Origin of the sequence: Parahaliea aestuarii (assembly GCF_008064635.1) — a bacterium.
Classification (GTDB): Bacteria; Pseudomonadota; Gammaproteobacteria; order Pseudomonadales; family Halieaceae; genus Parahaliea; species Parahaliea aestuarii.
The window spans coordinates 546023-566781 of sequence record NZ_VRYZ01000002.1 but is presented as its reverse complement, the minus strand read 5'-3'; the positions used below and the strand labels follow the sequence as shown (position 1 = coordinate 566781).

Annotated in this window: 16 protein-coding genes; 15 read left to right on the top strand and 1 reads right to left on the bottom strand. The window is 64.7% G+C overall.

Going from position 1 to position 20759, the window contains the following annotated elements; genetic code table 11:
• Positions 1–43: 43 nt before the first annotated feature.
• The 5 genes from FVW59_RS06745 to FVW59_RS06725 all read left to right on the top strand — a co-directional run bounded on the left by FVW59_RS06745 (position 44) and on the right by FVW59_RS06725 (position 8546).
• A complete protein-coding gene (locus FVW59_RS06745; protein WP_148063453.1) occupies positions 44–1612 on the top strand; it encodes an arylsulfatase in 1569 nt (522 codons plus the stop codon).
• A gap of 56 nt (positions 1613–1668) precedes the next feature.
• Complete coding sequence (locus FVW59_RS06740; protein WP_148063452.1) at positions 1669–3786, top strand: PQQ-dependent dehydrogenase, methanol/ethanol family; 2118 nt, start codon at positions 1669–1671, stop codon at positions 3784–3786.
• 77 nt (positions 3787–3863) lie between these two features.
• Positions 3864–6320 carry a TonB-dependent receptor gene (locus FVW59_RS06735; RefSeq protein ID WP_148063451.1) on the top strand — a complete coding sequence of 819 codons (2457 nt, stop codon included), beginning with the start codon at positions 3864–3866 and terminating at the stop codon, positions 6318–6320.
• 89 nt (positions 6321–6409) lie between these two features.
• Positions 6410–7684 (top strand): TAXI family TRAP transporter solute-binding subunit, encoded by a 1275-nt coding sequence (locus FVW59_RS06730; protein WP_148063450.1) that lies wholly within the window; start codon positions 6410–6412, stop codon positions 7682–7684.
• A gap of 106 nt (positions 7685–7790) precedes the next feature.
• Positions 7791–8546, top strand: coding sequence for an SDR family NAD(P)-dependent oxidoreductase (locus FVW59_RS06725; RefSeq protein WP_148063449.1), 756 nt, complete (start codon positions 7791–7793; stop codon positions 8544–8546).
• 7 nt (positions 8547–8553) lie between these two features.
• On the opposite strand, the gene FVW59_RS06720 is transcribed toward FVW59_RS06725, so the two are convergent.
• Complete coding sequence (locus tag FVW59_RS06720) at positions 8554–9525, bottom strand: tRNA dihydrouridine synthase (protein WP_148063448.1); 972 nt, start codon at positions 9523–9525, stop codon at positions 8554–8556.
• Positions 9526–9715: 190 nt separating this feature from the next.
• On the opposite strand from FVW59_RS06720, the gene FVW59_RS06715 reads away from it, so the two are divergent.
• From FVW59_RS06715 to ispD, 10 genes are all read left to right on the top strand, one after another.
• Positions 9716–9961: an OadG family protein gene (locus FVW59_RS06715; protein WP_148063447.1), complete on the top strand. Its 246-nt coding sequence runs from the start codon at positions 9716–9718 to the stop codon at positions 9959–9961.
• A gap of 42 nt (positions 9962–10003) precedes the next feature.
• Positions 10004–11806, top strand: coding sequence for a sodium-extruding oxaloacetate decarboxylase subunit alpha (gene oadA, locus FVW59_RS06710; RefSeq protein WP_148063446.1), 1803 nt, complete (start codon positions 10004–10006; stop codon positions 11804–11806).
• 6 nt (positions 11807–11812) lie between these two features.
• Positions 11813–13114 carry a sodium ion-translocating decarboxylase subunit beta gene (locus FVW59_RS06705; protein ID WP_148063445.1) on the top strand — a complete coding sequence of 434 codons (1302 nt, stop codon included), beginning with the start codon at positions 11813–11815 and terminating at the stop codon, positions 13112–13114.
• A 97-nt stretch (positions 13115–13211) separates the two neighbouring features.
• On the top strand, positions 13212–14159 hold the full coding sequence (accA, locus tag FVW59_RS06700; RefSeq protein ID WP_148063444.1) for an acetyl-CoA carboxylase carboxyl transferase subunit alpha: 948 nt from the start codon (positions 13212–13214) through the stop codon (positions 14157–14159).
• 20 nt (positions 14160–14179) lie between these two features.
• Positions 14180–15541 (top strand): tRNA lysidine(34) synthetase TilS, encoded by a 1362-nt coding sequence (gene tilS, locus FVW59_RS06695; protein ID WP_187275796.1) that lies wholly within the window; start codon positions 14180–14182, stop codon positions 15539–15541.
• Positions 15542–15671: 130 nt separating this feature from the next.
• Positions 15672–17306: a CTP synthase gene (locus tag FVW59_RS06690; protein ID WP_148063442.1), complete on the top strand. Its 1635-nt coding sequence runs from the start codon at positions 15672–15674 to the stop codon at positions 17304–17306.
• A 49-nt stretch (positions 17307–17355) separates the two neighbouring features.
• Positions 17356–18207 (top strand): 3-deoxy-8-phosphooctulonate synthase, encoded by an 852-nt coding sequence (gene kdsA / locus FVW59_RS06685; RefSeq protein WP_148063441.1) that lies wholly within the window; start codon positions 17356–17358, stop codon positions 18205–18207.
• Between the two features lie 35 nt (positions 18208–18242).
• Positions 18243–19529 (top strand): phosphopyruvate hydratase, encoded by a 1287-nt coding sequence (gene eno / locus FVW59_RS06680; RefSeq protein ID WP_148063440.1) that lies wholly within the window; start codon positions 18243–18245, stop codon positions 19527–19529.
• A gap of 12 nt (positions 19530–19541) precedes the next feature.
• Entirely contained in the window at positions 19542–20030 is a 489-nt protein-coding gene (gene ftsB / locus FVW59_RS06675) for a cell division protein FtsB (RefSeq protein ID WP_148063439.1), read from the top strand.
• Positions 20031–20035: 5 nt separating this feature from the next.
• On the top strand, positions 20036–20728 hold the full coding sequence (ispD, locus tag FVW59_RS06670) for a 2-C-methyl-D-erythritol 4-phosphate cytidylyltransferase (RefSeq protein ID WP_148063580.1): 693 nt from the start codon (positions 20036–20038) through the stop codon (positions 20726–20728).
• Positions 20729–20759 lie beyond the last annotated feature (31 nt).

Here is a 20759-nt window from a genome sequence, read left to right as displayed (position 1 = left end):
TTAGGCTTGCCCTCGCAACCCATAACCATAATGCGCCTACACTATGTACAAGTCTGCTCCTGCCAGTGCGAGCCACCGGCAATCACTGCGCCAGCGCCTTGCTCCCGTCATCGCGCTGTGTCTGGTGGTTCTCACGCCCCTGGCCCAGGCCGCCGGGCGCCCCAATATCCTGGTGATCTGGGGTGACGATATCGGCATCACCAACATCAGCCGCTACAGCCTGGGCATGATGGGCTACCAGACCCCCAATATTGACCGGCTGGCCCGGGAGGGCACGCTGTTCACTGACTATTATGGCGAACAGAGCTGCACCGCAGGCCGCTCGGCCTTTATCACCGGCCAGCACCCGGTGCGAACGGGGCTGACCAAGGTTGGCATGCCAGGCGCGGACATCGGACTGCAGCCCGAGGACCCGACCCTGGCGGAGCTGCTGAAGCCACTGGGCTATCACACCGGCCAGTTTGGCAAGAACCACCTGGGTGATCGCAACGAGTTTCTGCCCACCAATCACGGCTTCGATGAATTCTTCGGCAACCTCTATCACCTGAATGCGGAAGAGGAGCCGGAGGACCCGGATTATCCTTCCGCCTCCGGGTTCCACGAACGGTTTGGTCCTCGCGGGGTGATCCGCAGCTACGCCGACGGTCGCGTCCAGGACAGCGGCCCGCTGGACAGCAAACGCATGGAAACCGTGGACGAAGAATTTGCCGCCGCGGCCCTCGACTTTATGGATCGCGCCCACAGCGCCGAGAAGCCTTTCTTCGTCTGGTTCAACGCCACCCGCATGCACTTCTACACCCATATCACCGACGAGGAGAGCGGGCTGTCGGGCCAGGGCTTCTACAATGACGCCATGGTGGCCCACGATCAGCTGGTGGGCCGTTTGCTGGACAAGCTGGATACGCTGGGCATAGCCGACAACACCATCGTGCTGTATTCGACCGACAACGGTGTGCACTTCAATACCTGGCCGGATGCCGGTGTGACCCCTTTCCGCAGCGAAAAGAACACCAACTGGGAGGGCGGCTTCCGGGTGCCGGCGGTGCTGCGCTGGCCCGGGCAGATTCCCGCCGATCGTATTTCCAACGCGGTGATGTCCCACCTGGACTGGGTGCCGACCCTGATGGCGGCGACCGGTGACGACCGTATCAAGGAAAAACTGAAGTCCGGCTATCGCGTCGGCGACCGCGAGTTCCGGGTGCACCTGGACGGTTACAACTTCCTGCCTTACCTGAAAGGTGAAGTGGATGAGAGCCCGCGGAACGAGTTCTTCTACTTCAGTGACGACGGTGACCTGGTGGCCCTGCGTCACGGCGACTGGAAGCTGGTATTCGCCGAGCAGCGCGCCAAAGAGATGGGGGTGTGGCGCGAACCCTTTGTGCCGCTGCGTATTCCCAAACTGTTCAATCTGCGCCGCGATCCCTACGAGCGCGCCGACGAGCACTCCAACACCTATAATGAATGGTGGACGCGCAAGGCATCGCCCTACATGAAGCTCGGCGTGGTGGATGTGACCCGGTTCCTGCAAACCTTCGAGGAGTTTCCGCCACGCCAGCGCCCGGCCAGCTTTACCATCGACCAGGTCGTTGAGAAATACATGCCCTGGCGCTAGGGCCTCGCTCTGCCAATGAACACAAACCGATAACAACAGCGAAGAGTACCCCAGTTATGTTGCACCGAATTGCAGCCGCGCTTGCTGTGTCTGGCGCGGTGATGCTCTCTGCCTGTGACCCGGAAGCGGCGCCGGTAGAGATCGCAGCGCAGGCAAAGCCCGATGTGGAGTGGCGCCAGCACGGCCTCGACAATGCCGAAACCCGCTACAGTCCGCTGGCAGACATCGATAGCGGCAACGTCGATGAGCTGGGCCTCGACTGGTACTTCGACTACCCCACCAGCCGCGGACTCGAGGCGACGCCGCTGGTGGTGGACGGGGTGATCTACACCACGGGGTCGTGGAGCATGGTCTTTGCCCACGATGCGAAGACAGGCAAGCTGCTGTGGTTTTACGACCCGCAAGTCCCGCGCGAGTGGGCGGTGCATCTGTGCTGCGATGTGGTGAACCGGGGCGTGGCCTACCGCGACGGGAATCTCTATTTCGGTACCCTCGACGGGCGCCTTATCTCCCTGGAAGCGGCGAGCGGCACGCTGCGCTGGTCGGTGCAAACCACAGACCGGGAGCGGCCTTATTCCATTACCGGCGCGCCGCGGATTGTCGATGACAAGGTGATCATTGGCAACGGCGGCAGTGAACTGGGCGTGCGCGGTTACGTTTCCGCTTACCGCGTCGCCGACGGTGAAATGGCCTGGCGTTTCTACACGGTTCCAGGCAATCCGGAGGAGGGCTTCGAGTCGCCGGCCATGGCGAAAGCGGCCCAAACCTGGGGCGGTGGCGAGTGGTGGAAGATTGGCGGTGGCGGCACGGTGTGGGATTCGATGGCCTACGACCCGCAGCTGAACCTGCTTTACGTCGGTGTCGGCAATGGCTCGCCCTGGAACCAGCAGATCCGCTCTCCCGGCGGCGGCGACAATCTCTACCTGTCCTCCATAGTCGCCCTGAACCCGGACGATGGCAGCTACGTGTGGCACTACCAGACCACGCCCGGCGAGAGCTGGGACTACACCGCGACACAGCATATGATTCTCGCCGACCTCGAGATCGACGGGCAGCCGCGCAAGGTCATCATGCAGGCCCCCAAGAACGGCTTTTTCTATGTCCTGGACCGCGCCACCGGCGAGCTGTTGTCGGCCGAGCCCTACGCCACTGTCACCTGGGCCAGCCATATCGACATGGCGAGCGGGCGCCCGGTGGAGAACCCGGCGGCGCGCTACAAAGGCGAGACATCCGGCTTGCAATTGCCCGGCCCGATCGGCGGGCACAACTGGCATCCGATGAGCTACAGCCCGGACACCGGTCTGGTTTATATCCCCAGGCAGGATGTGCCCTGGGTCTATGCAACGGACGAGAATTTCAGGTTCAGAAAGGGTTACTGGAACACCGGCACCGATAACCTGGCCGCCTCCCTGCCGGATGACCCGGCGGTGCGCGGTGCCGTACTCGGTGCGGTGAAAGGCGGCATCCTGGCCTGGGATCCGGTGGCTGCAAAACCGCGCTGGGAAGTAGAGCACGCCGGCCCCTGGAATGGCGGCATGTTGTCCACCGCGGGTGACCTGTTGTTCCAGGGCAATGCCGAGGGGCAACTGGTGGCCTACCGCTCCGCGACCGGCGAGCGGCTGTGGGACTTCGACGCCCAGACCGGCATTGTGGCTCCGCCGGTGACCTACCGTCTCGACGGGGTGCAGTACGTGGCGGTGGTGGCGGGCTGGGGCGGCGCCCTGGCGCTGGTCGGCGGCGAGGCCCTGACCGCCGGTCCCATCCCCAATCGCAGCCGGCTCCTGGTCTTCAGGCTCGGCGGTAACGATACGTTGCCGCCAGTTGAGCAAGAAACACTGGTCTTTTCCCCGCCCGGGTTAAGCGGCGACGCGGCCCAGGTCGAGCAGGGCAAACAGCTCTACCTGACCTACTGCGTGTACTGCCACGGCGATGCAGCCGTCAGCGGTGGCGCGACCCCCGACCTGCGCACCCTGGATGCCGCGCGCCATGAGCAGTGGCTGGCGATTGTCCTCGGCGGCCTGCACTGGGAGAGCGGCATGGTGGGCTTCGCCGGTGAGCTGGAGCGGCCCCAGGCAGAGGCCATCCAGCAGTATGTGATTGAGCGTGCCCATCTTGCCAGCGACCGGCAGACCGGCCGCGATGCAGAGCAAGAAGCAGAGCAAAAAGCAGAGTAATCAGCAGCAAGTGAAGGCTCCCTACCGGAGCCGGAATAATAACCACAGTGCGTCACAAGGCGCCAAGGAGTAGTTCGATGACCCCGCAGAGACCCCTGAAATCCCTGCTCAGCCTGGCAGTGGCTGCCCTTGCGGCAGGCTCCGCCCAGGCGCAGCAACTGCAACTCGAAGAGGTGGTAGTCACCGCGCAGAAGCGCGTGGAGAGCCTGCAGGACGTACCGATCTCGGTGAGTGCCGTCAGCGGCCAGAGAATGCAGGACGCCTACATCACCAACCTGGAGAGCCTGACCACCTACGTGCCGAACTTCTCCATGAACCAGAGCGGCCTGTCCAACAATATTACCATTCGCGGTGTCAGCTCCGGCATCAACCCCGGCTTCGAGCAATCCACCGGCATGTACGTGGACGGCATTTACTACGGCCGCGGCCAGCTTTCGCGCCTGCCGATGTTCGATATGGAGCGGGTGGAAGTGCTGCGCGGCCCACAGCCGATCCTGTTCGGCAAGAACAGTATCGCCGGGGCGATCAGCATGATTACCGCCAAGCCTACCGACCAGTTCGAAGGCTCGGTCAGCGCGCTCTATGAATTCGAGGAAAACCAGCAGGATTACCGGGTGGTGCTATCCGGCCCCCTGAGCGACACCCTGTCGGGTCGTCTCGCGGTAATGTATCGCGAGCAGGACGGCTCCTTCGTCAACGTCAACACCGGCGACGACGAGAAGCAGGAGGAAGAAGGGCTGGTGCGCGGCGCATTGCGCTGGATGCCGACCGACAACCTGGATATCAATATCAAGTACGAGCACGCCGATTTCGATGACAACGGGCGCAACGTGGAACTGGCCCAGAGTCTTGTCCGCGAAGACCTGCAGGGAACCGGTGTCGGTATCGATTACGTGTCTGCCCTCAATAATTTTGTCGGTCTGGCCAACAATGTGCTGATGCTGGACCCTCCGGTAGACTTTGCCGGTGAAGACGGCAAGCTGAACCGGGTGCGTGGCGGTAACGGCGATTCCCACACCAATTCATCCGACGTGTTGGTGCTTGGCGTTGACTACGCCCTGGGTGACTACACGCTGACCTCCACAACCGGCTATCTGGAGTACGAGTTCGAGCAGGAGTGTGACTGCGACTTCTCCGGCGCCTCGGTTTTTGACGCTGTTCAGGACGAGTCTTTCGAGCAGTTCAGCCAGGAGTTTCGCATCACCTCTCCGGGCGGAGAAACCGTCGACTATATTGCCGGTGTTTTCTTCCAGAGCAACGAGCTCGACTTCAAGGACTCCATCGACGTTCCGGCGAACAGCCTGCTGCGCTTGCTGAATCCCAATTTCAACAGCATCAATACCGACCGCTTTGCCACGCAGGAAAGCGATATGTGGGCGGTATTCGGCCAGGCCACCTGGAATGTTACGGATACGCTGAGGCTGGTTGTTGGCGCGCGCTATACCGAGGAGAGCAAGGAGGCGACCAAGCAGCAGGTTCACTACGCCGGCGGAACCGCTTTCCCGGCCACGGATCCTTCCGGCGCCGTTCCCAATGTGTTCTTCGGCCTCAACCCCCTGTTTGGCTCCTTCGCCATCGAGCCCTACGACGAAATTCGCGGCGACCGCGACGAGCAGGCATTCAACCCCCTGTTCACTGTGCAGTACGACCTGGGCGATGCCACCATGCTGTATGCCACCTATACCGAGGGCTTCAAGGCCGGTGGCTTCGACATCCGCTCCAACGGCCATCCCGACCCGGCGGTGGTCAATGCCTGTACGCTCGATACCAGCACCACGCCGCCGAGCTGTGCCCGCGATATTGTCGGTGTGTTTGAGTTTGACGAGGAGGAGGCAGAGAGCTTCGAAATCGGCGCCAAGATGGGCCTGGGGAGTACCGCAGAGTTGAACATGGCGGCCTTCTACACCGAGTACACGAACCTCCAGACCAGCCAGTTTGACGGTATTCTCGGTTTCAATGTGACCAATGCCGGCGAAGCGGAGATCAAGGGTGTTGAACTTGACGGCCGCTGGCTGGTGAGTGAGGGGCTGACCCTGTCCGGCTCCGTCGCCTGGCTGGACTTCGAGTACACCGACTTCAGGAACAACCAGTGTTACTTCGGACAGCAGGTGATGGACCCGGGTGCGGTACAGCCCGGTGGTGTGACCTGCGATGCCACCGGCAAGCGCAAGGAGTACACGCCGGAGTACAGTGGCTCGGTCAGTGCCGAGTACATTCTGCCGCTGGGTGATTCGCTGGAACTGCGCACGGTCTTCGACCTGGTATTCAGCGACTCCTACCTGTTCAACCCGACCCTTGATCCGCGTTCGGAACAGGATGCCTATGCCCAGTACAACCTGCGGGTGGGCATCGGTGACCAGGCCGGCAACTGGGAGGTCGCCTTTATTGGCAAGAACCTCAGCGACGAGGATGTCGTGACCTACGGTGGTGAAGCGCCGCTGGCCGGCGCCCTGACCGGCGGTACCGGCACGGCCTACTACCAGTTCCTGGATCGTCCGCGCACGCTTGCCCTGCAGGCGCTGTACCGGTTCTAGTGCCAGTCGCTGCGGGGGCTCTGCTCCCGCGGCGGTTTTTCGACAGATTCGGCTGGCGCTGTCGCTGCCGTGCCATTATTCTCCGGCGCATGGAAACTGTCCTGACACTGGCTGCCGGGCGCCGCTCCGCGCTGCGTTTGGCGCTGTACATCCCTTTGCTGTTGCTGCTTTGCGCCTGTGCCCGGGAGCAGGAACCCCTGCGCCTGCACTCGATGGTCTATCAGCAGGTGGATATCGGGGCCCTGCAGGCGGCAGTCGCGGACGAGAGTGACTTTGATATCGTCCCGGACAAGTCCGCACCGGAGACCCCGCCGCTGGCAGCACTGGCCGCCGGTGACGCGGATCTCACCATCGTCGACAACAGTACGCCCTACCAGGACGGGGTGCGCACCGTTATCCCCCTCTATCGCAGCGTGCTGCACCTGCTGTTGCGCGACGGCGTAAGTCTTGACCAGAAACGCCAGTCGGGGGATGCAGTGACGGTGTATGTCGTCAACGGCTCCCACGCCGGGAAGACCTTCCTGCAACTGGCGGCGCAGCGCGCCGGCATTCTCACCGACAATCTGCGCGAGGTGAAACAACTGCAGCCCGGGGTGACCGACGCCATTGTCTATTTCGGCCCCATCAATCCCCAGTCCACCCTCTGGTACCGCGAGGGCTATTCACTGGTGTCGCTGGCGGATGCCGGTGAGGCGGAGTCGGCCTTCCTGCGCGAGGGCGTGAGTCTGCTGGTGCCACAACTCAGCGCCATGGAGATTCCCGCCTTGACGTACAATCTGCCGGGCAATGAACAGGCCCTGCAGTCTCTGTCGGTGGCGACTTTACTGGTGACCAGAAAGAGCATCGATGAAACCCGCATCTACGCCCTGACCCGCATGCTGGTCGAGCAGAAGCCGCTGTTCGCGGCGCTGGAACCGGATATCTTCAGCTGGATCAGCGAGCATTTTGATCGCGAGAAACTCAGTTTTCCCCTGCACCCCGGGGCCCGCCGCTACTTCGAGCGCGACGCGCCGACGCCTTTGGAGCGCTACGCTGACAGTATCAACCTGCTCATTTACCTCGGCATTCTGCTGGTGACCGGCGTGGCTGGCCTGCTGCGCTGGCGCAACCAGCGTAAAAAGAACCGCGTCGATACCTTCTACAGCCGTCTGCTGGTAATTCGCGAGCGTGCACCTCACGAACCGCGCGAGAATCTGCTGGGCGAGGTGCGGGAGCTGGAACTTGAAGCCTATCGCCTGTTGATCGACGAGAAGCTGGCAGCGGACGACAGTTTCCGGATCTTTACCGACCTGCTCGCCACGGTTCGCGCCGAACTACAGGCGCAGGAACCGAGCGCTTCACCGGTGAAAGCCTCACCGGTTTAACTTGTGCTGCCGGCCACGGCTTTCCTCCCGGCCGGGCCTGTCTTCCCCTCCCGCTACCGCTAGACTGCCGGTCTCGATTCGCTTTTACCGTCACCGGGGAGGTTTCATGCAACGATTCGACAACAAGGTCGCCTTTATTACCGGCGCGGCTTCCGGTATTGGCCTGGCTACCGCCAAGCGCCTCGGAGGGGAGGGGGCCAGCCTGTTCGCCTGCGACATCAATGCCGAGGGGCTGGAGCGCGAGATGTCGGCGTTGCGGGACAGCGGGGTGGATATCACTTACCGCGTGCTGGATGTCAGTGACGATGCCGCCTGTGCCGCGGCGGTGGCCGAGTGTGTGGCCACCTTTGGCAAGCTCGACATCCTCTGCAATATCGCCGGCATGGTGTGTACCGGCCACTTCACGGAACTCACCGCAGAGCGCTGGCGCAGGGTGATGGACGTCAATATCAATTCGGTGTTTGTGCTGAGCCTCGCCGCCATGCCGCACCTGCTCGAGAGCGGGGGAAATATTGTCAATATTGCTTCCACCGCGGGGATCGCCGGCCTGCCCTACAACTCCGCCTACTGTGCCAGCAAGGCGGCGGTCCTCAACTTTTCCCGGGCGCTGGCGACGGAGTATGCCAGTCGCGGCGTGCGGGTGAATGCGGTCTGCCCGGGCGGCGTGAATACGCCCCTTATCCAGAATGCCCAGGCGCCGGAGGGTGCCGACCTGGCCCTGTTCGGGCGCATGTCTCCCCTCACGCCCTATATGGCCGAGGCGGAAGAAATCGCCGGCGCGGTCGCCTACCTGGCCTCGGCAGAGGCGCGCTTTGTCACCGGTTCCGGCCTGGTAATCGACGGCGGCCAGACAGCGATCTGATCAGCCCTCAGGCCGCGGCGCGCATGCCCGTGGCCTGGGCCTTCAGCAACTGCACATGCAGCTCGGCAGGCTCTCGCAGTCGTTTCAGCTGTTCAAACAGCAGGGCCGCCTGGGGATAGTAGCTGCGCAGGTAGACCAGCCACTGTTTCAGGGGGTTGCCGACGCAGTGGGCATCGTAGTGTTGCAGGGTCAGCTCGAAGAACTGTAGCAGCAGGGCACAGATATCCGGCCACGCCATGGGCGTCAGTTCCCGGCCTTCGTCGGCGGCGCGCAGCAGGCGTGGCAGGTCGGGCCGGCACAGGGCGCCGCGCCCCAGCATCAGGTCGTCGCTGGCGCTGGCGGCGCGACAGCGGTGGGCGTCTTCCACACTCCACACCTCGCCGTTGGCGATCACCGGGATGCTCAGCCACTGGCGGGCGCGGGCAATTTCCTCCCAGTGGGCCGGCGGCCGGTAGCCCTGGCGCTTGGTGCGGGCATGGATGGTGAGTTCGCTGGGGCCGGCTGCGGCGATAGCCTCGATGTTCTCCCGGAACAGCCCAGGATCGTCGTAACCCAGGCGGATTTTCACCGTCACCGGCGTGGTCCGGGGCACCGCTGCGCGCACCGCGGCGACAAGGGCTCCGACGCGCTCGGGTTCGCGCAGCAGAATGGAGCCGCCGTCGGAGCGATTCACCGTCTTGGCCGGACAGCCGAAGTTGAGATCGATGCCCGGGGCGCCCAGTTCCGCCCCGCGAGCGGCGTTCTCCGCCAGAGGTTGCGGCTGACCGCCCAGCAATTGCAGGTAGACCGGGACTCCGGCGGGAGTGAGGCCCCCGCTGGCCAGCTCCGGGCAGATGCGGTGAAACACCCGCGGCGGCAGCAGCCGGTCCGAGACCCGCAGAAATTCGGTGACGCAGCGATCCAGCCCGCCCAGCGAGCTGAGCAGGTGGCGCATGGTGTGATCGATAACGCCCTCCATGGGGGCGAGCATCAGGCGCATGGCAGGTATCGGGCTGGTGTGTGGAGGTTTGCCCGCGGCGGACGCGGGCGCGACCCGCGATTATACGCTGCCCTGGCCGTCCTGCGGAATGCCACCCTGGCGTTATTGGTCAGGGGAGGCTGTCCTGCTTTATGATAGCCCCCTTGTTTCGGGCACAACGTTTCGGGCGCAGCGGGCAGAAGGGGACACAATGCAGGCCGGTATTATCGATCAGGGACTGGAGCTCATGCTCTACGGCATGGGCACCGTGGTCGTTTTCCTGGCCCTACTGGTGGTGGCCACGACCCTCATGTCCCGCTTCGTCGGGCGCTTCTTTCCCGAGCCGGAAGTGGAAGCCCCCGCCCCCCGCGCCACAGCCAGCGGCGCGCCGACCGGCGATGCCCAGTTGCTGGCCGTCATTTCCGCCGCTATTCACCAACACCGCAAACAGCGCTGATTCCGGCGCCCGCATGTATTCGCGTTAACGAGGTTCGCTGCTATGGAAGCCAATAAACGCCCCCTGGGCATCACCGATGTGGTTCTGCGGGATGCCTCCCAGTCGCTGCTGGCGACCCGGGTACGTCTCGACGATATGCTGCCGATCGCCGAACAGCTGGACAGCGTCGGCTTCTGGTCGCTGGAGTCCTGGGGCGGCGCCACCTTCGATGCCTGCATCCGCTACCTCGGGGAAGATCCCTGGGAGCGCATTCGCGAACTGAAGAAGGCCATGCCCAACACGCCCCAGCAGATGCTGTTCCGTGGCCAGAACATCCTCGGCTATCGCCACTACGCCGACGATGTGGTGGAAAAGTTTGTCGAGCGCGCCGCCAGCAACGGTGTGGATGTGTTCCGCGTGTTCGACGCCATGAACGACATGCGCAATATCGACGTGGCGCTCAAGGCGGTGAAAAAGGTGGGCAAGCACGCTCAGGGCACCATCTCCTACACCCTGAGCCCGGTGCACGACATCGACACCTGGGTGGAGCAGGGCAAGCGTATTGAGGACATGGGCGCCGACTCCATCGCCATCAAGGACATGGCCGGCCTGCTGCGCCCCTACGAGGGCTATGAACTGGTCAGGCGTCTCAAGGCCAGCTGCGACATCCCCATTCACATGCAGTGCCACGCCACCACCGGCCTGTCCACCTCCACCATTCTCAAGTGCGTGGAGGCCGGCATCGACAACGTCGATACCTCCATCTCTTCCATGTCCATGACCTACGGCCATTCGCCGACGGAAACCGTGGTGGCCATGCTCGAGGGCACCGACCGCGACACCGGGCTGGATATCACAAGGCTGGAATCCATTGCCGCCTATTTCCGCGAGGTGCGCAAGAAATACGCGAAATTTGAAGGCTCCCTGCGCGGGGTGGACTCGCGCATCCTGGTGGCGCAGGTGCCCGGCGGCATGCTCACCAATATGGAAAACCAGCTGCGCGAGCAGGGCGCGGCGGACCGCCTGGATGAGGTGCTGGAGGAAATTCCGCGGGTGCGGGAAGACCTCGGCTTCATTCCGCTGGTCACGCCAACCTCCCAGATTGTCGGCACCCAGGCGGTGCTGAACGTGCTCACCGGCGAGCGTTACAAGTCCATTTCGCGGGAGACGGCAGGCGTCCTCAAGGGCGAGTACGGCGCCACCCCGGCGTCGGTGAACGCGGAGCTGCAGCAGCGCGTACTGGAGGGCGGCGAGGCCATTACCTGCCGCCCGGCGGACCTGCTCAGTCCGGAGCTGGACAAACTCACCGCGGAACTGCGCGAGCTGGCAAAGGAGAAGGGCGTCAGGCTCAGCGGAGGCGAAGACGAAGTGGACGACGTGCTGACCTACGCCCTGTTTCCCCAGGTGGGGCTCAAGTTCCTCGAAAACCGCGGCAATCCCGATGCCTTTGAGCCCGCGCCGGGCAGCGAGCCCGCGCCGGCCCCGGCCCCGGCGCCGGCGGCTGCTCCGGTCCCTCAGGACGGGCCTGCAGTGTACACCGTGTCCGTTAATGGCCAGTCCTACGTAGTGGAAGTCGCCGAGGGTGGCGATGTGTCTTCGGTGCAGGCGGCCCCCGCTGCTGCACCGGCGCCTGCAGCAGCGCCGGCGGGCGGCGGTGAACCCCTGCCGGCGCCGCTGGCGGGCAACATCGTCAAGATCAATGTCGCTGCCGGCGACGCCATCGCTGCCGGTGATGTGGTGCTGGTGCTGGAGGCGATGAAGATGGAAACCGAAGTCCGCGCGCCGCGCGCAGGCACCGTGGGCGAAGTCTGCATCAAGGTTGGCGATGCGGTGAAAGTGGGCGACGCCCTGATCAAGCTGGGATAGGACCCGATGGAAAATCTGCTCACACTCTGGCACGCCTCCGGTCTGGTCCAGATGGAGGCGGGCCAGGCGGCGATGATTTTCATCGGTCTGCTGCTGCTCTTCCTGGCCATTCGCAAGGGCTTCGAGCCGTTGCTGCTGGTACCCATCGGCTTTGGCGGTATCCTCGCCAACATCCCTGGTGCGGGGCTGGCCTATTCGGCAGTGGAAAACGCCCTGCACCACGCCGATCCGCTGGTACTTGCGGAGATCACCGAGCTATTCAGTCTGCCCGCGGATGCGGGTATCAAGAGCCTCTTGGCCGCCGTTGATGGCGCCGGTCCGGTGGTGCAGCTGACCCTGCAGCGCCTGGCGGAGAGCGCCGGCTACAGCAACGGCATGCTCTACAACTTCTACAACGTGGCCATCGCCTCCGGCGTGGCGCCGCTGGTGATCTTCATGGGCGTGGGGGCGATGACTGACTTCGGCCCCCTGCTGGCCAACCCGCGCACCCTGTTCCTCGGGGCTGCCGCCCAGTTCGGTATTTTCGCCACCGTGCTCGGCGCGGTGGGCCTGACCGCCCTGGGCTGGATGGACTTCAGCATTGCCGACGCCGCTGCCATTGGTATTATCGGCGGCGCCGACGGGCCGACGGCTATCTATGTCTCCAGCGTACTGGCCCCGGATCTGCTCGGTGCCATCGCCGTGGCGGCCTACTCCTACATGGCCCTGGTGCCGATGATCCAGCCGCCCATCATGCGTGCCCTCACCACCAGGGAAGAGCGCGCCATCGAGATGAAGCAGCTGCGCCATGTATCGAAGCGGGAGAAGATCGTGTTCCCGCTGGTGCTGCTGATCCTGGTGGCCCTGCTGCTGCCGGATGCGGCGCCGCTGCTGGGTATGTTCTGCTTCGGCAACCTGATGAAGGAGTGCGGGGTGGTGGACCGACTGTCAGACACTGTGCAGAACTCCCTGATCAACATCACCACCATCTTCCTCGGCCTGTCGGTGGGCTCCAAGCTGGTGGCCAGCAAGTTCCTCGACGTGGAAACCCTGGGCATCCTCGGCCTCGGCATCGTCGCCTTTGGCATCGGCACCGCCTGCGGTGTGCTGATGGCGAAGCTGATGAATCGATTCAGCGCGGTGCCGCTGAACCCCCTGATCGGTTCCGCCGGGGTATCTGCAGTGCCGATGGCGGCCCGGGTATCGAACAAGCTGGGGCTGGAAGCCAACCCCCATAATTTCCTGCTGATGCACGCCATGGGCCCCAATGTAGCCGGTGTTATCGGCTCCGCAGTGGCCGCGGGGGTGATGATCAGCCTCGTCGGTTAAGCACTTTGTCCAGCGCGGGGCGGATGCTATTAGGTATCCGCCCCGTATTTTTTGTACACTGTGCGGCCAATGCGAATTGTCCGGACCCTGATCACGAATGAACCCCAACTATCTTGATTTTGAACAACCCATTGCCGAGCTGGAAGTAAAGATCGAGGAACTCCAGCACGTGGGCTCCGATGCTGATATCAATATCAGCGAAGAGATCGAGAAGCTGCGGGAAAAGAGCACCAAGCTCACCGAGAAAATTTACGGCAACCTCAGCGCCTGGGACATCGTCAAAGTGGCCCGCCACCCCCAGCGGCCCTACTCACTGGACTACATCCCCCGGGTTTTCACCGAGTTTGACGAGCTGCACGGCGACCGCCGTTTCGGCGATGACAGGGCCATCGTGGGCGGCGTGGCCCGCCTCGACGGGCAGCCGGTCATGGTTATCGGCCAGGAGAAGGGGCGGGCGGTGAAAGACAAGGTGCTGCGCAACTTCGGCATGCCCAAGCCCGAGGGCTACCGCAAGGCGCTGCGCCTGATGGAGATGGCCGAGCGTTTCAAGATGCCGGTGATTACCCTTATCGATACGCCCGGGGCCTACCCCGGTATCGACTCGGAGGAGCGCGGCATCAGTGAGGCCATCGCCCAGAACCTGGCGGTGATGTCGCGCCTGGCGACGCCCATCCTCTGCGTGGTGATCGGCGAGGGCAGCTCCGGTGGCGCCCTGGGTATCGGCGTCGGCGACCACCTGGCCATGCTGCAGTACGCCACCTATTTCGTCATCTCACCCGAGGGCTGCGCCAACATCATCTGGAAGAGCACCGAGCACGCCCCCGACGCCGCCCAGGCCATGGGGGTGACCTCCAGCGTGCTGCAGGACCTGGGCATTGTCGACGCCACTATCGCCGAACCTCTCGGCGGCGCCCACCGCAATGTCGGACTGATGGCGAGCCGCATCCAGGACCACCTGATCGGCCAGCTCGACCGCCTGCAGCAGATGCCGGTGGAGGCGATGCTGGAACAACGCTACGCCCGGTTGATGTCCTACGGCAACTAGCCCCGGGCCGGATGCCGGCCATGAATCACAGCCAACTCAGCGCCCGCCACCTCGCCGACACACTGTCGGCGCTGGCGGCTGCCCCGCGCTGGTGGCTGGCCTACAGCGGCGGGCTGGACTCCACCGTTCTACTGCATCTCTTGTGTGAAGCGCGCGCCCTGCGGCCGGAGCTGCCGCCCCTCACCGCCCTGCATATCAACCACCAGCTTCAGGCCGATGCCGACCAGTGGCAGGCCCACTGCGCAGCCTGCTGCGCCGATCTCGGTGTGCCCTTTGTCGCGCAAAGCGTGGATGTAGCGCTCGATGGCGAAGGCCTGGAAGCCGCCGCGCGCCGGGCGCGCCACCGGGTGTTTGAACGCTGTGTGCAAGCCGGGGAGGTGCTGTTCACCGCCCATCACCAGGACGATCAGGTGGAAACCCTGTTCCTGCGCCTGCTGCGCGGCGCCGGGGTGGCGGGCCTGGGGGCCATGGCTGACAGCCGGCCACTGGGGCGGGGGCTGCTGCACCGGCCCCTGCTGGACATTGCGCGCAGCGAGCTGGAGGCCTGGGCCCGGGAGCGTGGACTGCGCTGGATCGAGGACCCCTCCAATGCCGATACCGGTCTCGACCGCAATTACCTGCGCCAGCGGGTACTGCCCCTGATCGCCGAGCGCTGGCCGGCTTACCGTAAAACGGTGAGCCGCGCGGCCCGTGCCCAGGGCGATGCGCAGGCGACCCTGGTCGAGGCGCTGGGGCCGCTGCCGGAGCTGCGCAATGATTTCGGTGACCCCGGATTGGCGCTGGTGCCGGTACTGGCCCGCTCCGACAGGGTAGCGGCGGCCCTGCTGCGGCAGTGGCTGGCGCGGCTCGGCCTGCGCGCCCCGGAGCGCGCGGCTTTGCTGGAATTTCTGCGCCAGTTGCGTGACGGCGGCAGCGGTGAAGCGCAGCTGCAGGTGGACGGCGCTGTATTGCAGCAGTTTGGCGTGGCCCTGTATCGCCTGCCCGCGCTGGGCGCCACCAGCGGTGAGGGTGTAAAACTGGGCCCTGGGGACTCTGTGAGTATGGGCCCCCAGGGAACACTGACGCTGGTACCGGCCGCGGCCGGCGCGCCGGGCTTCGTCCTCGCGCCGGGAGAGTCCCTGACCCTGCGCTTTCGCCGCGGCGGCGAGCGCTGCCGGCCCGTCGGTCGCGGCGGCAGCTGCAGCCTGAAGAAATTCCTGCAGGAGCAGGGGGTGCCGCCCTGGTGGCGGTCGCGGTTGCCGCTGCTGCTCCGCAACGGTGAGTTGCTGGCTATCGGCGACCGCTGGTACTGCGAAAATGAGGCCCCGGACGAGGACAGAGACCACAGGGGAGGGCGCTGGCAAGTGCGCTGGGAGCGAAATTGTCCCGCCCCTGCGGATTGAGCCAGGTGGTGCTTTCTGCTAGTCTGGCTACCCATCTTTTCGCAGTACCCGCGCTCAGTCGATCGCCCCTGAAAGCGACTCCGAGTGCGGGTTTTGTGTGTCCCGAACAACAGCGTACAGCAGGCTTTTCATGACGCGATATGTCTTCGTCACCGGTGGTGTGGTTTCGTCTCTCGGCAAGGGGATCGCAGCCGCATCCCTGGCGGCGGTGCTTGAGGCACGGGGCCTCAAGGTCACCCTGCTCAAGCTCGACCCCTACATCAATGTCGACCCGGGCACTATGAGCCCCTTCCAGCACGGCGAGGTATTCGTCACCGAGGACGGCGCCGAAACCGACCTCGACCTCGGCCACTACGAGCGCTTCACCCACGCTACCATGCGCCGCAGCAACAACTTCACCACCGGCCGCGTGTACAACGCGGTGCTGCGCAAGGAGCGCCGCGGCGACTACCTCGGCGGTACGGTACAGGTCATTCCCCACATCACCGATGAAATCAAGCGCCGGGTCATCCTCGGCGCCGGCGATGCCGATGTGGCGGTGGTGGAGATCGGCGGCACGGTGGGCGACATCGAGAGCCAGCCCTTCCTCGAGGCCATTCGCCAGTTGCGCATCGAAGTCGGCGCCAGCCGCGCGCTGCTGATGCACCTGACCCTGGTGCCCTACATCGCCACCGCCGGCGAGACCAAGACCAAACCGACCCAGCACTCGGTGAAAGAGCTGCGCTCCATCGGCCTGCAGCCGGACATTCTGCTGTGCCGCAGCGAGGTGGAAATCGACGACAGCGCGCGCAAGAAAATCGCCCTGTTCACCAACGTGGAAGAGCGCGCGGTGATCGCCCTGCCGGACGCCGACTCCATCTACCGCATCCCCGGCATCCTGCACAAGGCGGGCCTCGACGACATCGTGGTGGAGCGCTTCAACCTGCAGTGCGACAAGGCCGACCTCTCCGAGTGGGACGAGGTGCTGCGCCGGGAATTCTCCGACACCCGGGGCAAGGTGCGCATCGCCATGGTCGGCAAGTACATGGACCTGCTGGACGCCTACAAGTCGCTTAACGAGGCGCTCAAGCACGCTGGCCTGCAGACCCTGGCGGATGTCGAGGTCGACTACATCGACGCCGAGGACATCGAGCGCGACGGCACCGGCGTACTGGAAGGCGCCGACGCCATCCTCGTCCCCGGCGGCTTTGGCGACCGCGGCGTGGAGGGCAAGATCACCGCCGTGCGTTACGCCCGCGAGAACAAGGTGCCCTTTCTCGGCATTTGCCTGGGCATGCACGTGGCGCTGATCGAGTACGCCCGCAACGTCTGCCACCTCGAGGGCGCCCACTCCACCGAGATGCAGCCGAACACGCCGCACCCCATCGTCGGCCTGATCACCGAGTGGCAGAATGTGGACGGCTCCACCGAGACCCGCGACGAGAACTCCGACCTCGGCGGCACCATGCGCCTGGGCGCCCAGCTCTGTCACCTGGAGCCGGGTTCGAAGGCGCGCGAGGTCTACGGCAGTGACACCGTGATGGAGCGCCACCGCCACCGCTACGAGATCAACAACAACTACATCCAGCAGTTGCAGGATGCCGGTGTGCGCATCGGCGGCTGGTCCGCCGACCGCTCCCTGGTGGAAATGATCGAGCTGCCGGATCACCCCTGGTTCCTGGCCTGCCAGTTCCATCCGGAATTCACTTCCCGGCCCCGCGGCGGCCACCCGTTGTTTACCGGTTATGTGGAAGCCGCCCTGGCCCACGCGGCCGCCAAGGCCTGAACGGACTGACCACCCGGGCCTGGCCCGGGTCGATTGAGGAATGCTAGCGGTGAGCACCGAGACCCTGACGCTGGGCGATATCACCATCGCCAATCACGCCCCCTTCGTACTGCTGGGAGGCATCAATGTGCTGGAGAGCCGCGAGCTGGCGCTCGCTGCCGCGGAGCACTACGTGGCGGTGTGCGAAAAGCTGGGCATTCCCTATGTTTTCAAGGCCTCCTTCGACAAGGCCAACCGCTCCTCCATTCACTCCTTTCGCGGCCCCGGCCTCGACGAGGGCCTGAAAATCCTGGAGGCGGTTAAAGCCGCCTTCGGCGTGCCGCTGATCACCGATGTGCACACCCCTGAGCAGGCGGCGCCGGCCGCCGCGGTCTGCGACATCATCCAGCTGCCGGCCTTCCTGGCCCGGCAGACTGACCTGGTGGCGGCGATGGCCGCTACCGGCGCCATTATCAATATCAAGAAGCCGCAGTTCCTGGCGCCGGGCCAGATGGCCAACGTGGCGGAGAAATTCCGCGAGTGCGGCAACGACAGACTGATGATATGCGAGCGCGGCAGCAACTTCGGCTACGACAACCTGGTGGTAGACATGCTGGGCTTCGGCGTGATGAAGCAGACCTGCGGCAATGTGCCGCTGATCTTTGACGTCACCCACGCGCTGCAGTGCCGCGACCCCGGCGGCGCGGCCTCGGGCGGGCGCCGCGGCCAGGTGGTGGACCTGGCCCGGGCCGGTATGGCCACCGGCCTCGCCGGCCTGTTCCTGGAAGCCCACCCCGACCCGGACAAGGCCCTCTGTGACGGCCCCAGCGCCCTGCCGCTGGACCTGCTGGAGCCCTTCCTGGCTCAGGTCAAGGCGGTGGACGACCTGGTCAAGAGCCTGCCACAACTGACTATTTCCTGATCCTTCTTCCCGACAACGCGAACACGGAGCACAGCATGAGCAATATCGCCAACATTCAGGCTTTCGAGGTAATGGATTCCCGGGGCAACCCCACGGTCATGGCCGAGGTCACCCTTGAATCCGGCCATGTTGGCGCCGCCTGTGCGCCCTCCGGTGCCTCCACCGGTTCCCGCGAAGCGCTGGAGTTGCGCGACGGCGACAAGGGCCGCTACCTGGGCAAGGGCGTGCTGAACGCCGTGGCCAATGTTAACGGCCCCATCCGCGACCTGCTGCTGGGCAAGGATGCGACCGGGCAGCGCGCCCTCGACGCCGCGATGATCGAGGCCGACGGTACTGACAACAAGGCGAAGTTCGGCGCCAATGCCATCCTCGCCGTGTCCCTGGCCGCCGCCAAGGCCGCCGCGGCCGCCAGGGGCGTGCCGCTGTACCAGCACATCGCCGACATTAACGGCAGCACCGGGTTCTCCATGCCGGTGCCGATGATGAACATCCTCAACGGGGGCGAGCACGCCGACAACAACGTCGACATCCAGGAGTTCATGGTGCAGCCGGTGGCGGCGCCCACCTTCGCCGAAGCCCTGCGTGTCGGCGCCGAGATTTTCCACCACCTGAAGAAGGTCCTGTCCGCCCGCGGCCTGAGCACCGCAGTGGGCGACGAGGGCGGTTTCGCCCCGAACCTGCCGTCCAACGAGGCGGCCCTGGAAGTGATCGCCGAGGCCGTGCAAAACGCCGGCTATGTGCTGGGCAAGGATGTGACCCTGGCCCTGGACTGTGCCGCCTCCGAGTTCTACAGGGACGGCGTCTACGACCTGGCAGGCGAGGGCAAGCAGTTCTCCAGCGCCGAGTTCTGCGACTACCTGGCGGCACTGGCCGCAGGCCACCCCATCATTTCCATCGAGGACGGCCTGGACGAGTCCGACTGGGACGGCTGGAAACTGCTGACCGACAAGATTGGCAGCAAGGTGCAACTGGTGGGCGACGACCTGTTCGTGACCAACACCAAAATTCTCAAGCAGGGCATCGAGCGCGGCGTGGGCAACTCCATCCTGATCAAGTTCAACCAGATCGGCAGCCTGTCCGAGACCCTCGATGCCATCGCCATGGCCAAGGCTGCCGGCTACACCGCAGTGATTTCCCACCGCTCCGGCGAAACCGAAGACACCACCATTGCCGACCTCGCCGTGGCCACCAGCGCCGGCCAGATCAAGACCGGTTCCCTGTGCCGGTCCGACCGGGTAGCCAAGTACAACCGCCTGCTGCGCATCGAAGCTGAATTGGGCGCCGCCGCCCCCTACCGCGGCCTGGCGGAGTTCAAGGCCTAGGCGCCGCTGCCGATGCGCTGGCTGCTCGCGGTTCTGGTCTTCCTGTTGCTGGTATTGCAATACCGGCTGTGGATTGCCGAGGGCAGCCTGGCGGAAAAGCATCGCCTGGAGTCGCAGGTGGTCGAGCAGAGCGCCATCAATGAAGAGCTGCGGGCCCGCAATGCGGTACTCGAACGCGAGGTGCTGGAGCTGCAGAGCGGCAACCGCAGCGTCGAGCAGCGCGCGCGGGAACAGCTCGGCCTGATCCGCGAGGGTGAAGTTTTCTACCAGTTTGTTGAGGAAGACGAGGCTCCGCGCAAGTTACCTGCCGCGGGGGGCAGTGACCAGCCGGAGGGCGAAGCCGCCGGCGAGCGCCAGTCCGGTGCCGACAACCGGGCGCCCGGCGAGACAGCTACCGGCTCTGATGTTGAAGGCGAAGACAGAGCCAGCAGCCCGGACGGCGAGGAGCAGGCAACTGCAGGGCAGCAGCCCTCGCCGCCTGCCGGAGCACCCGGCGCTTGAGCCAGATGGCGCTGTACGCTGTGATTCCCGCCGCCGGTATCGGTCGGCGCATGGGGGGAGGGCTGCCCAAGCAGTACCTGCCGCTGGCCGGCGAACCGTTGCTGGCCCACAGTCTGCGCGCCCTGCTGAACTGCGCCGACATCCGGCGGGTCGCCGTGGCCCTGCACCCTGAGGATGAGTGGGCCGGGTCCCTGCCGGCGCTGGCCGATCCGCGCGTGCTGCGGGTAACGGGAGGTGCCGAGCGGGCAGATTCGGTCCTCGCGGGGCTCGATGGCTTGCAAGAATTTGCATATGAGAAAGACTGGGTGCTGGTGCACGATGCGGCGCGCCCCTGCCTGGCTGCCCGGGATTTGCAGGCGCTGATCGATGCGGTCACCGCGGTGGACGAAGGTGGCATTCTCGCCCAGCCGGTGGTGGATACCCTGAAGCGCGCGGTCGACGGCCGACAGGTGGAGGCGACCGTGGACCGCCATCACTACTGGCGCGCCCAGACGCCGCAGATGTTCCGCCTCGGCGAATTGCGCGCGGCCCTGGTTGATGCACTGGCCGCCGGCGTTGCGGTTACCGACGAGGCCTCCGCCATGGAGTGGGCCGGTCATCCGGTGCAACTGGTCGAAGGCAGCCCTGCCAACCTCAAGGTGACAGTAGCGGCGGATCTGCCGCTGGCTGAATGGTACCTGCGAGCACTGAACACATGAGATGCAGCGACATGAGATGCAGCAAGAGCAG

What these genes read in the sequence shown, in the direction of transcription:
- FVW59_RS06745 (WP_148063453.1), top strand. Translation starts at nt 44, where the DNA reads ATGTACAAGTCTGCTCCTGCCAGTGCGAGCCACCGGCAATCACTGCGC.
- FVW59_RS06740 (WP_148063452.1), top strand. Translation starts at nt 1,669, where the DNA reads ATGTTGCACCGAATTGCAGCCGCGCTTGCTGTGTCTGGCGCGGTGATG.
- FVW59_RS06735 (WP_148063451.1), top strand. Translation starts at nt 3,864, where the DNA reads ATGACCCCGCAGAGACCCCTGAAATCCCTGCTCAGCCTGGCAGTGGCT.
- FVW59_RS06730 (WP_148063450.1), top strand. Translation starts at nt 6,410, where the DNA reads ATGGAAACTGTCCTGACACTGGCTGCCGGGCGCCGCTCCGCGCTGCGT.
- FVW59_RS06725 (WP_148063449.1), top strand. Translation starts at nt 7,791, where the DNA reads ATGCAACGATTCGACAACAAGGTCGCCTTTATTACCGGCGCGGCTTCC.
- FVW59_RS06720 (WP_148063448.1), bottom strand. Translation starts at nt 9,525, where the DNA reads ATGCGCCTGATGCTCGCCCCCATGGAGGGCGTTATCGATCACACCATG.
- FVW59_RS06715 (WP_148063447.1), top strand. Translation starts at nt 9,716, where the DNA reads ATGCAGGCCGGTATTATCGATCAGGGACTGGAGCTCATGCTCTACGGC.
- oadA (WP_148063446.1), top strand. Translation starts at nt 10,004, where the DNA reads ATGGAAGCCAATAAACGCCCCCTGGGCATCACCGATGTGGTTCTGCGG.
- FVW59_RS06705 (WP_148063445.1), top strand. Translation starts at nt 11,813, where the DNA reads ATGGAAAATCTGCTCACACTCTGGCACGCCTCCGGTCTGGTCCAGATG.
- accA (WP_148063444.1), top strand. Translation starts at nt 13,212, where the DNA reads ATGAACCCCAACTATCTTGATTTTGAACAACCCATTGCCGAGCTGGAA.
- tilS (WP_187275796.1), top strand. Translation starts at nt 14,180, where the DNA reads ATGAATCACAGCCAACTCAGCGCCCGCCACCTCGCCGACACACTGTCG.
- FVW59_RS06690 (WP_148063442.1), top strand. Translation starts at nt 15,672, where the DNA reads ATGACGCGATATGTCTTCGTCACCGGTGGTGTGGTTTCGTCTCTCGGC.
- eno (WP_148063440.1), top strand. Translation starts at nt 18,243, where the DNA reads ATGAGCAATATCGCCAACATTCAGGCTTTCGAGGTAATGGATTCCCGG.
- ftsB (WP_148063439.1), top strand. Translation starts at nt 19,542, where the DNA reads ATGCGCTGGCTGCTCGCGGTTCTGGTCTTCCTGTTGCTGGTATTGCAA.
- ispD (WP_148063580.1), top strand. Translation starts at nt 20,036, where the DNA reads ATGGCGCTGTACGCTGTGATTCCCGCCGCCGGTATCGGTCGGCGCATG.